This window comes from Levilactobacillus namurensis DSM 19117, from assembly GCF_001434785.1.
GTDB lineage: Bacteria > Bacillota > Bacilli > Lactobacillales > Lactobacillaceae > Levilactobacillus > Levilactobacillus namurensis.
In genome coordinates this window covers 51,440-62,328 of record NZ_AZDT01000053.1, presented here as the reverse complement: position 1 = coordinate 62,328, position 10,889 = coordinate 51,440, and the positions used below count along the sequence as shown (strand labels likewise).

Genomic DNA, 10,889 nt, shown 5'->3' with positions numbered 1-10,889 from the left:
TTTTTGAAAAACATGAAAACTGACGACTTTTTTGAAAGGTATGAATAATTCAGGAATAAACATCTTTTTTTATATTTATGCATTATCTAACTAATTGTAAGTAGAAAACACAAACTAAACCCCACGACCCAATAAACATCCGTTAGCCGCCAAAACGTTTTAAAGAAAACGGGATATAAAAGTTCGTGACGCCGGATTGCCTGAACGATGGCGACTCCCATCCCCAGGACCATCCAGCCCATCACTAACCAGGGCAGCCAACGGCCGGCCCCAGCTGGAATCAGGAGTAGACTACAAATAATCAGCAACGGCGTCATGAGGTCCCAGGTCACTACCTGCGCCGGCCAGTGTCGCCGTAGTCGATGCTTAATGCCGCGAATCACCAGCCACCCTACGATTAAGATGACCAATGGTGCCGCGGGTGATGTCCAAAACGTCATGTTGATCCCCCCACCTGTCACTTCGAACCCATATTATAAAGATTTCCCGACCAACATGCAACGCGGGCCCTAAACAATCCGCCAGGAAGTCCGCTTGGCAGTTGCAATTCTCGATGAGCCACGGTAAACTAATTGGGTAGATTTGCACGCAAAGAGGTGGCTAAGCTCAGCATGGAAAAGAAGAAAAAATCGACGTTTCAAAAAATCACGAACGTCTTCGTATGGATCATGATTATCGCAACTCTTGGATCTTTAATTTTTGGCGCTATTTTCTCACTAATGTAAGAACACCGTCCTTAGACATCAAAGGGCACTGGCCGAATGGCCAGTGCCCTTTTTTAGCTTTTTTGACGACCAATCGTTCGTCATCCCACCCATTGGTGGTCGCTATCCGTTGGTTAAGTCACTTAACCTAACGTTCAGCCCCATCATGAGTTCCCCTGATCCGTCGTCGAAGTCTCCGAATCCGGCTGTTTATAGACCTGGCGGGGCTTACTGCCCTCTTGGGGGCCAATATACCCCCGTTGCTCTAAATCATCGATGATCCGTGCCGCCCGGTTATACCCGATGCGGAAGCGTCGTTGCAGTAGCGACGTGCTGGCCTTTTGCTGGTCGACCACGAAAGCTAGGGCATCGTCGAATAATTCATCGTCACTATCGCCTTGTTCTTCTTGTTTCAGCTCTTCGTCGGTGACCACCATGTCTTCATCGTAGTCGGCCGTCTGCTGTTGCTTGATGAAGGCGACCACGTTACTGACATCTTCATCCGAGATAAAGGCGCCCTGGACCCGGACCGGTGAGTTGGCATCGACCGGTTGGAAGAGCATATCACCGCGACCTAATAACTTTTCGGCCCCGTTGGTATCCAAGATGGTCCGTGAATCAATCCCACTCGAGACCGCAAACGCAATTCGTGAAGGGACGTTGGCCTTAATCAGCCCGGTAATGACGTCCACGGATGGCCGTTGCGTTGCCAGGATCATGTGGACCCCGGCCGCCCGGCCCATCTGCGCTAAGCGAATAATGGCATCTTCCACTTCGTTCGACACGGTCATCATCAAGTCAGCCAATTCATCGACGATCACCACGATGTACGGCAAGGTGGGCCGAGCTTGATTGTCTTCCGCGTTAGCCTTTTGCACAAACGCGTTGTAACCTGAAATTTTCCGCTGGCCAAATTGCGAGAACAACTCGTAGCGCCGTTCCATCTCCTTGACCACCTTATGGAGGGCCCGGGCCGCTTTCTTCGGCTCGGAAACCACCGGTGTCAATAGGTGGGGAATCCCGTTATAGACGCTCAACTCCACCTTCTTAGGATCGATCAGCATCATCTTGACCTGATCGGGTCGTGCGTTCATCAGGATACTGGTAATAATTCCATTGATGGCCACGGACTTCCCGCTCCCGGTCGCCCCAGCAATCAGTAAATGGGGCATCTTGGTCAGGTCCATCATCACCACTTGTCCGGTGACGTTACGCCCAAGTGGCACCTCCAACGGCTTATTGGGATGGGCGGGCTGGGCCTCGACCACGTCCCGAAAGGCCACCGTCGAGACCTCCTTGTTCGGAACTTCGATCCCAATCAAGGACTTGCCAGGAATCGGCGCTTGAATCCGAATCCCCTTGGCAGCCAGCGCTAAGGCCAAATCATCTGCCAAGTTCACGATGCGCGAGACCTTGACCCCGATAGCGGGGTGTAGTTCGTACTCCGTTACGGACGGCCCCAGACTAACATTCTTAACTTCTGCATCGACCCCAAAACTATCTAGGGTCTGCTTCAAGATTTTGGTATTGGCATCAATCGCGTTGATTTCTGCCGTCTGGTCCGTCGGGGGCACCTGCTTCAGCAAGTCAGAAGCCGGCAACTGATAATTCGGGTCGACCGGATCAGCACTGACTAGCGCTGGTTCGTCCGCCGCTTCTTGGGCGTCGGCGCTAGGTGTTGCGGGCGCTGGCTTCGCCGGTTGCTCATTGGCCGCCACGGTCACGTGGTAACTAGGCTGTGGGCCGGTCGGTGCGGCTGGTTGCGTTGCGCTCGGCGCTGGTGCTGCAGGCTGGTCAGTCGATGCGGCTGACTTTTCATCCGACTTAGGCTTAGGCGTCGAATCCGTCGCGGCCGCCTTTTGCCGTTGGGCGTAGTGGGCCTGTAAGGCCGTTCCACCCCGCTTGACGCCACTAGCGACGGCTTGACTACCAGCTGCGACCCAGCGACCGACCTTTTGAACGTAAGGCGCTAAGTCACTTAACGGAATCTGGAAGAAGACCAGGACCCCGCCGGCCATAATCAGCCAAGCCGCAATCTGGGCGCCCAGCAACGCAATTAACCAGGCAATCACGGAGAGCTCCAAAGCTCCCCACAGGCCACCGCCCAGTTGGCCCGTACGACCTCCCGTCAATAGATCCGAGAGGCCCGCGTGCCAGACGGTGGTGACAAAACCACTGTGTTGGTTGGCGGTCACAAAAGCGGTGGCCGACAGCCACAGTAGCCAACCACTAAAGACCAGGCCGCTCCCCGTCAGATAGTGCCGGGCAATCTGGGGCCAGGTCCCCGTAATGGCTAAGGCGACCCCTAAGGCGCCCAGGACGACTAACCCCACTTGGTAGCCGTCCCCCACCACAATGCGCATCAGGTTCGCACACAGGCTGCCCAATAACCCTAGATTGAATAGCCCCAACGCAGCGAGAGCCAATAAGACCAAGCCGACAACGTTACGGGTATAGGGAAACGGCTGCGCGGCTTTACGGCTTGATTTCCGCCGAGCTGGTTTCCGTCGCGTGGTTTTTCGTTTGGTTGCCAACAGCTTACGCCCCCTTTCGCTCTAATCGCATTATTTTAACTTATCGTGCGGATAACGGTGCACCCGCTCCAGGTTCGGGAAGGCCTGTTGGCGCAAGACCTCATAGATGACGATGGCTGCACTGTTCGAAAGGTTCAACGCCCGGATGTGCTGGTCATCTTGGGGAATCCGGATACACTTCTCTTCGTTCTTCCGCATGAACGGCTCGGGTAATCCCGTGGTCTCCTTACCGAACAGGAAGTAATGGTCGTGGTCGTTAAGCCGGTAATCCGGTTCCGTGTAATCCTGCTCCGCAAACTTGGAGACCAGGTACAGTTGCGTCGGATCCGTGACCGTTTCCAAGAAGGCCGGCAGATTTTCGTGGTACCGAACATCCACCTTATCCCAGTAATCCAGCCCGGCGCGCTTCAAATGTGCGTCATCGACCGTAAACCCTAGAGGCTTGATCAGGTCTAAAATCGTGTCCGTTCCCGCACAAGTCCGGGCAATGTTCCCCGTGTTCGCCGGAAATAGTGGTTCAAATAATACAATATGGTTTGTCATGCGCTCGTACTCTCCGTTCTCTTCTCAAACATTCGTTCTTGTTTCACTAATTATAGTCAACCACCGCCCGCTTTGACAAGCGACACCACGAAAAAAAGCAGCTCCTCGGTGTGGGCACGGCGAGGGGCTACTTTAGTGAAGGTCAACTTGTCAGCCGCTAACAGTTACCCGCTGATATCGACCGCCAAACGATTTCTCGTTTTTCAATATAACACGCTGTTGTGAGGTGTTCAAGGGGCTAGCTTGAATTTTTTAAACGTTTTACCTAACCCTCCGCCCGCAACAACGTCACGTCGACCGTAATTTGCGGGAACGGTTCAGCCGCCACCGCCGCCAACCGCGCCTGATCAGCCCCCCAGTGCATCGGCGTCATCAACATAAGGTCGTCAAAGCGTTCGGGCGCGACGGGGACTTGGTAACGAATCCGTTGACTGGTCGCGTTCGGGTAATGCTGCTGGAAGAGCCGGAGAACGTTGCCGTTATCGTATTGCGCGTGAGCATTCCCGGCCGGAAAGATCGCCTGCCGAAGCTCAATCAGGTAGTCCGCGTTGGGGATGACCTTAAGCAACTGCCCGCCCGGGGCTAGGACCCGGTTGAACTCCTGATAGGCCGAGGGCGAAAATAAATCTAAAATCGTCGTAAACTGACCCGCGCTGAACGGCATCTGGGCCAGATCGGCCACACAGAAGAACGCGTTAGTGGCCAGTTGCGTAGCCAAATTGATGCCTGGCTTCGACAGGTCAAACCCCACGGCCACGTCACGACCATCCCGGTGGGCCAAAACGTCGGCCAGCGGCGTCCCCTCGCCGCACCCCACGTCTAGAATCGTTTCCGGCTCCGCCGTTAGATGGGCCGCGAACGCGTCGGTGATGCCCCGAAACAGTCCCGCCTGGAGCATGCGGCGACGGGCAGCTAACATCGCATCGTCATATTCGCTTTTCACGGCGCGCTGCATAAAGTACAGCATGCCCTTCTTCGATAAGTCCACGTTGTGTCCGTTGGGACAAACTAGGCTGTGTTCCGCCACGTGGTCATAAGGGGCGTGACACACGGGACACCGAAAGACTGTGGCGTTAGCCGTTAAAAAGGCTGCCGCACGATCAATTTTTTTCATGACTTTTTTCTCCTTGTTGTACTTGGGGGTCTGAATACCCCCCAACGAATTCTTGATACCAGCGGAATCCCTGGGTCGCGATAACGCGAATCACCGCGTATCCCGGAATCCCTAAGATCACCCCGACCACGCCAAATGCCTTCCCCGAAATCAGTAAGACAAAAATAATGGTCAACGGGTGAATCTTGAGGGAACTGCCTAAGACCAACGGTGAGATTAGACGCCCCTCTAACGTCTGTTCAATCACAAAGACGATCAAGACCTTGACCAGCATCCAGGGGGACGCCATGACGGCCACGACCACCACGGGAACCATCGCTAGAAACGACCCTAAATACGGGACCAAGTTCAAGATGCCCGCCACGATTCCTAATAACAGGGCAAACTTAAGCCCAATCACCAAGAAGCCTAGGTAGAACAGAACGGCGACCGCAAAGGCCACGATGAGTTGTCCGCGCACATAGTTGCTGACCTGGCGGTTCATTTCGACCAATAAGTCAATGGCCGCCTGCCGCCGCTTAATCGGTAACAGGCGACTAAGGTACTGCGGTAACTGATGCCCATCCCGAAGTAAGTAAAACAGGATAAAGGGCGCCGTCACTACCGCGACAACTATGCTCGCAATGCGGCTGACCACCCCACCAACCGAAGACCAGGTGGTTTTCGCTAGCTGAGAGACGGTCTGGGAAGATTGATCCCCCAGCTGTTGATTAAACTGGTCCAACTGCTGCCGGATTCCCGTCAACCGTTCATCGTTGAGCCAATAGGTCACGGTCCGCGTCACTTGGTGCCAATACTGTGGCCATTCCGTAAGTAACGTATTGAGTTGGTGCTGCACCAAGGGGACCCCACTTCCGATTCCCCAGACCAGTAGCCCCGCGACCAGAACAAAGAGCCCCGTGATCGACCAAGTCCGGGCCACGCCGCGCCGTTCCAGCCGATCCACGACGGGATTCAACAAGTAGTACCCTACGCCCGCTAGAATAATCGGCAGGCCCACGATTTGAGCAACTACCACGAACGGTGTCGCCAGCCAAGGGACTTTACTTGCCACCAGCAATATGAGTAGAATAAGCAGTATAATGGTTAGCGCAGAGACCAGGCGGTTATTCACGACCCAGTGCCAAAACCACGACCGTGGCTTTTGTTCAGATTTCACAAGCGTCACTTCCATTAAAAATAGTGGGTTAATTGTACCATATCCTTAGTTACTCTGCCGAACCAACGCTACCTTGAAAGGATGAGAAACTTGCTCTTAGTTGAACCGTTACTCGAAAATTACACGTCCCTCCCCGCCGCTATCCAAGCCGGCGCCAAGCGGGTGGCCCTCGCCGACAACCTGGCCGTTGGCGGGACCACCGTCAGTAAGGGCGTCATGGGCGAAGCCGTGCGGTACGCCCACGAACACCAGATCAGCCTCGACTTGCTGATTGCGCCCCGTGGCGGCCAAGCGCCCTACAACGACGTCGAAATCAAAATTATGGAGGCTGACCTCCTAGAAGCCCAACAATTAGGGGTCGACGGCGTCATCTTCGGTGGACTCACAGCCGCTCGTCAGCTCGACACCGAAGGGCTGCGGCCACTGGTGGCAGCCGCCGGGGGCATGACCCTGACGCTGAGCACCGTCTTCGACACGATTCGGCCCCAGGACCGCGGGGCCGCCGTGGACTGGCTAGCCGAACAGAGCTTCGATCGTGTTCTGAGCGTGGGCGCTACTCAGGACCGGTCGGCCGACTGGACCGCTTCACAGCGGCTCTTGACCAGCGCGGGAATAACGCTAGTTCCCACCAACGTGGCCCCCGACCAACTGGATCAGGTTGCCGCGCAGCTGAACGTGCACAGTTTCTTAAACGTCCAAGACTAAAACTCAGGTTGCCCAGCTTACCTCAGTACCAGCACTGAGCACCCACTAAACCGTTCAAATAGGACTCCCCAACGTTGGGAAGTCCTATTTTTAGTGCCCGCATTTTCCGACCAAACTAAAAACGGGAACGCGGCAGTATGCGTTCCCGTTTAAGAAGAAGTGAACCCAAATTTCGTATCGGACTAATCTAGTCCCGACCACCGCCAGCTGTCGACCTCTGGCAAGTCCCGACCATATTCTCGGATATAGTCGTGGTGCCGTGCCAACTCATGATCCATCTGAGCAACAAAGTCACCAGCCTGGTCAGCCAATCGCGTCTTTTGAATCGCCGACTTCGCTAGATGGAAGCGGTCCAGTTGATTCAAGACTCGCATATCGAATGGCGTGGTAATATCCCCGTTCTCACGGTACCCATGGAATTCGATTTGGTGATTGTGCCGGGCATAGAGTAACCCTCTAAAGGTATTTTCAAACCCGTGGAAGGCAAAGATAACCGGTACGTCTGCAGTAAAGTACTGATCAAATTCAGCATCCGTTAAGCCCCGACTATCCTGGTCCATCCCCGCCGGACGCAACCGTAAGATATCGACCACGTTGATAAAGCGGACCCGCAGTTGCGGGAAGGCTTGGTGGAGAAGGTCGATTGCCGCCAACGATTCCATGGTGGCTTCTGTTCCGGCCGCCGCAAAGACGATGTCCGGATTGCCCTGGTCGTTAGACGCCCACGGGATAATCCCCAAACCCTGCTTAACCAGAGTCAACGCCTCATCCATGGAGAACCACTGTGGCCGCGGATGCTTAGACGCAACGACCAAGTTGATCTTTTCGCGAACACGTAACGTCGTGTTCATCACCGCCATTAAGGAATTCGCGTCGGCCGGTGTGTATTCATTAACCAGCTCATGCCCTTTTTCTGCCAGATGACCTAACATCCCTGGATCTTGGTGAGTATACCCGTTGTGGTCTTGTTGGAAAGCGTGGGATACGTTCAAAATGTTCAACGATGGGTAATCGTGGCGCCAAGGCTGTTCGGCAGCCTTCCGTAACCACTTGAAATGTTGCGTTAGCATAGAATCAATCACACGGGTAAAGGCTTCATATGAGGCGAAGAAACCATGTCGGCCCGTCAAAACGTAACCTTCTAACCATCCCTCGGCTTGGTGTTCGGACAATTGGGCGTCCAAAACCCGTCCAGCCGGGGCCATATCTTCATCATTCGGCGTTTTGATTGGTTCCAGCCACTGCCGTTTTCCATAATCTAACATGCTAAAGAACTTATTAGACTTGGTCTCATCAGGCCCAAAAGCCCGGAAAGAGGACGGGTTGTCCCGCATGGTCTGCGTCAAAAACTTCGCCAATTCTTCCGTATCCTGCGCATCATGTGCACCTGGGCGCTCAATGGTGACGGCATACTGCCGAACATCGGGGAGCGTTAGGGGTTGGGGCGCAATCCCGCCGTTAACTACAGGATTCATCGCCATACGTTGCGTCCCTTGCGGCGTGGTAGCCCGAATCTCTGGTTTCAAATGCCCCGTCTCATCGAACAACTCCGCTGGTCGATACGACTTTAACCAGTCAGTTAAGAGTTCTTGATGGTCCATATGGGTGGCGTCGACTGGCACCGGAACTTGGTGGGCACGGAACGACCCGGCAATTGGCTGATGGTCTAAGTCGAATTGCGGCCCCGTCCAGCCCTTAGGGGACCGTAGAATCAACATCGGCCACACTGGTAGCGTATCGTCGTGCGTCTGGCGCGCATGTTGTTGAATTTCTTGAATCCGGGCAACGATTTGATCCATCACCTCGGCCATTCGTTGGTGAACAGCACGTTCATCAGCTGCCTGACCGTCCGTCTCAACGAAGTACGGTTGCCAGCCCATCCCGTTAAAGTAATTCGTTAATTCCGTATCCGTCATCCGGGAGAGAATCGTAGGGTTAGAAATCTTAAACCCGTTTAGATTCAACATTGGCAAGATTGCGCCGTCATTGATGGGATTAATGAACTTATTAGAGAACCAAGACGTCGCCAATGGACCCGTTTCGGCTTCCCCGTCACCAATTTCTACCGCCGCAATCTGATTAGGGTTATCCAGAATAGCGCCTACTCCGTGAGCAATGGAATACCCCAATTCACCGCCTTCATGCATCGAGCCCGGTGTTTCGGGTGCCGCATGGGAAGCGACCCCACCTGGGAAGGAAAACTGTTTGAATAAGCGCTGCAGTCCCGTTTCATCCTGCGTGATGCGGGGGTAAATCTCCGAATAACTACCGTCCAAGTAAGCGTTAGACACCATCACCTGACCACCATGCCCAGACCCTTCAATGTAGAACATCTTGAGATTGAACTTTTTAATGACCCGGTTCAAATGAGCGTACATAAAGTTTTGTGACGCGATCGTCCCCCAATGACCAATGGGCTTAAACTTCACATCATCTGCCCGTAACGGTCGTTTAAGCAACGGGTTATCCCGCAGATATAATTGCCCTACCGAAATGTAGTTTGCAGCACGCCAATACTGATCAACCTGGTTCAAATAAGCTTGCGAGTCAAAATCTGTCATGAGACTGCCTCCTTGAAGTTAAACGATTCAATCTAACCGTTTCTATAATTGGAACGTTCCAATTAATCAATGGCTATAGTTTACGTCCAAATCTCAAGGGAGACAAGGGGTTAGCGATTAGTGTTCTACATAGTAGTCAATAAATTTTATTTATTAAATTATGGAATTAATCCGTTAAGATTAATTGAATTTGATGACCAACGGCGGCTAATTCTGCATTCAATAAAATGTCCGCTTTAAAGTACACCAGATAAAAGTCCCGCTCAAAATGGGCACCTAGGGGTTGAAACGGTAGCGTAGTAGGCACTAATCGCTGTGACACCACCGTCTGGCCCATTCCTTGTTGAACCAGAGACAAAATAAGATTTAAGTTATCTATTTCAATTAACTGCTGGGGAATAATTCCCGCCTCTTTCAGGTAATTTTGGGTGTATTGAAAAGTCCCGGATCCCCGTTCCCGGGTCAGCCATACCCCCGTCGGTTGGCCCACACAGACCAACTGGTCCTTGGCCAAAGAAATGCGTTCCACGTCATCCGCCGTAACGGGCTTTTCGATCAGACCAAACTGAATCTGGTGTGCCTTCAACTCCTTCAAAACCTGTTCTGAATTCGCCATTTTGACCCGTAAAGCGGCCTGGGGGAACTGTGCCTTCAACGCTGGTAACAGGGTCGGCAATAACGTTAATGCGGTGGTTTGGGAAGCTCCGATTGTCAGAGCCAAGGTCTTTTGTTGCGTAACCGCCGTTAACTTTCGCTCCGTCCGGTGCCAGTCCGTTAACAGTTTCGTTGATTCAGCGTAGAGAATTTTAGCCGCCGCAGTCGGGCGAACTTCCCGATTCCCACGCCGGTCGAATAACTTCACCTGTAGCTGGGCCTCCAACTGCTTGATTTGATGGGAAACGGTGGGCTGTGTCACGAAAAGCTGAGTCGCCGCTGCGGAGAAACTCCGCGTCTCGTACACTAACCTAAAGGCTTCTAGATAGGTAAACATGTGCATTTCCTCCTGTTCTACACGTCAAAATCAATTATCCCCATTTTTACCTATCTACGCGTGACTTGCAACTCATCTCAACCTCCAGCACCCTAAAATCGGCTTTCCCCTCAACCCCAAGGGAAAGCCGATTTAAATTCTATTCACCCTACCATGCAGCGCCCACGGCCTGTCGCCGTTGCGCAACCAACTGCAGTAACTCCGCCGGTGTCTTTTGAAGAAACTCACCGGGGTGTAGGACCCGATCATCGATATCGTAATCGCCCTGTCCCGCCCACGGCTTGCCGAACAATAACCGATCATACGGCACCTGATGCCGACGGAGCCACTTCATGGTGTTCCGCGCGGTGTAGCGATTCAGTCGTTCTAAGTTCCCGTCACTGGTCTGCATCTGCCGCGAAGTGAAGAGCACCACCTGATAGCCTGCGGCCTGGTACTGTCGCAATCGCGTCACCACTGCCGGCTGTGGTGCCCCGTCCAAGTACCCTTGACTGTCCGGTAAGCCACACAGTGTCTTTGTAATCTCAATTAATAGTCGTCGCTGTTTTTCCATCCTGATTCCCCCCAAGAGTCAGTCG

Annotated in this window: 10 protein-coding genes; 2 read left to right on the top strand and 8 right to left on the bottom strand. The window is 53.4% G+C overall.

What is annotated here, in order from left to right; all coding sequences use genetic code 11:
- Positions 1-86: 86 nt before the first annotated feature.
- On the bottom strand, positions 87-440 hold the full coding sequence (locus FD30_RS07870; RefSeq protein ID WP_056944568.1) for a DUF3397 family protein: 354 nt from the start codon (positions 438-440) through the stop codon (positions 87-89).
- Between the two features lie 171 nt (positions 441-611).
- Here FD30_RS07870 and FD30_RS11450 point away from each other — a divergent pair, with 171 nt between their 5' ends.
- Positions 612-725, top strand: a complete 114-nt coding sequence (locus tag FD30_RS11450; RefSeq protein ID WP_024746051.1) for a DUF4044 domain-containing protein — start codon at positions 612-614, stop codon at positions 723-725.
- Between the two features lie 143 nt (positions 726-868).
- Here the strand turns inward: FD30_RS11450 and FD30_RS07865 are convergent, their stop codons facing one another.
- From FD30_RS07865 to FD30_RS07850, 4 genes are all read right to left on the bottom strand, one after another.
- A complete protein-coding gene (locus FD30_RS07865; protein ID WP_056944567.1) occupies positions 869-3,238 on the bottom strand; it encodes a DNA translocase FtsK in 2,370 nt (789 codons plus the stop codon).
- 30 nt (positions 3,239-3,268) lie between these two features.
- Complete coding sequence (locus tag FD30_RS07860) at positions 3,269-3,781, bottom strand: tRNA (cytidine(34)-2'-O)-methyltransferase (RefSeq protein ID WP_024746049.1); 513 nt, start codon at positions 3,779-3,781, stop codon at positions 3,269-3,271.
- Between the two features lie 265 nt (positions 3,782-4,046).
- Positions 4,047-4,895, bottom strand: a complete 849-nt coding sequence (locus tag FD30_RS07855; protein WP_056944566.1) for a methyltransferase domain-containing protein — start codon at positions 4,893-4,895, stop codon at positions 4,047-4,049.
- On the bottom strand, positions 4,882-6,069 hold the full coding sequence (locus tag FD30_RS07850; protein ID WP_056944565.1) for an AI-2E family transporter: 1,188 nt from the start codon (positions 6,067-6,069) through the stop codon (positions 4,882-4,884). The genes FD30_RS07855 and FD30_RS07850 overlap by 14 nt, the downstream gene beginning before the upstream one ends.
- A gap of 66 nt (positions 6,070-6,135) precedes the next feature.
- Here FD30_RS07850 and FD30_RS07845 point away from each other — a divergent pair, with 66 nt between their 5' ends.
- Positions 6,136-6,759, top strand: a complete 624-nt coding sequence (locus FD30_RS07845) for a copper homeostasis protein CutC (RefSeq protein ID WP_225426461.1) — start codon at positions 6,136-6,138, stop codon at positions 6,757-6,759.
- A gap of 182 nt (positions 6,760-6,941) precedes the next feature.
- Here the strand turns inward: FD30_RS07845 and FD30_RS07840 are convergent, their stop codons facing one another.
- From FD30_RS07840 to FD30_RS07830, 3 genes are all read right to left on the bottom strand, one after another.
- Positions 6,942-9,320: a phosphoketolase family protein gene (locus FD30_RS07840; protein WP_056944563.1), complete on the bottom strand. Its 2,379-nt coding sequence runs from the start codon at positions 9,318-9,320 to the stop codon at positions 6,942-6,944.
- A gap of 166 nt (positions 9,321-9,486) precedes the next feature.
- Positions 9,487-10,311 carry a LysR family transcriptional regulator gene (locus tag FD30_RS07835; RefSeq protein WP_056944562.1) on the bottom strand — a complete coding sequence of 275 codons (825 nt, stop codon included), beginning with the start codon at positions 10,309-10,311 and terminating at the stop codon, positions 9,487-9,489.
- A gap of 148 nt (positions 10,312-10,459) precedes the next feature.
- Positions 10,460-10,864 carry an HAD family hydrolase gene (locus tag FD30_RS07830; RefSeq protein ID WP_056944561.1) on the bottom strand — a complete coding sequence of 135 codons (405 nt, stop codon included), beginning with the start codon at positions 10,862-10,864 and terminating at the stop codon, positions 10,460-10,462.
- Positions 10,865-10,889 lie beyond the last annotated feature (25 nt).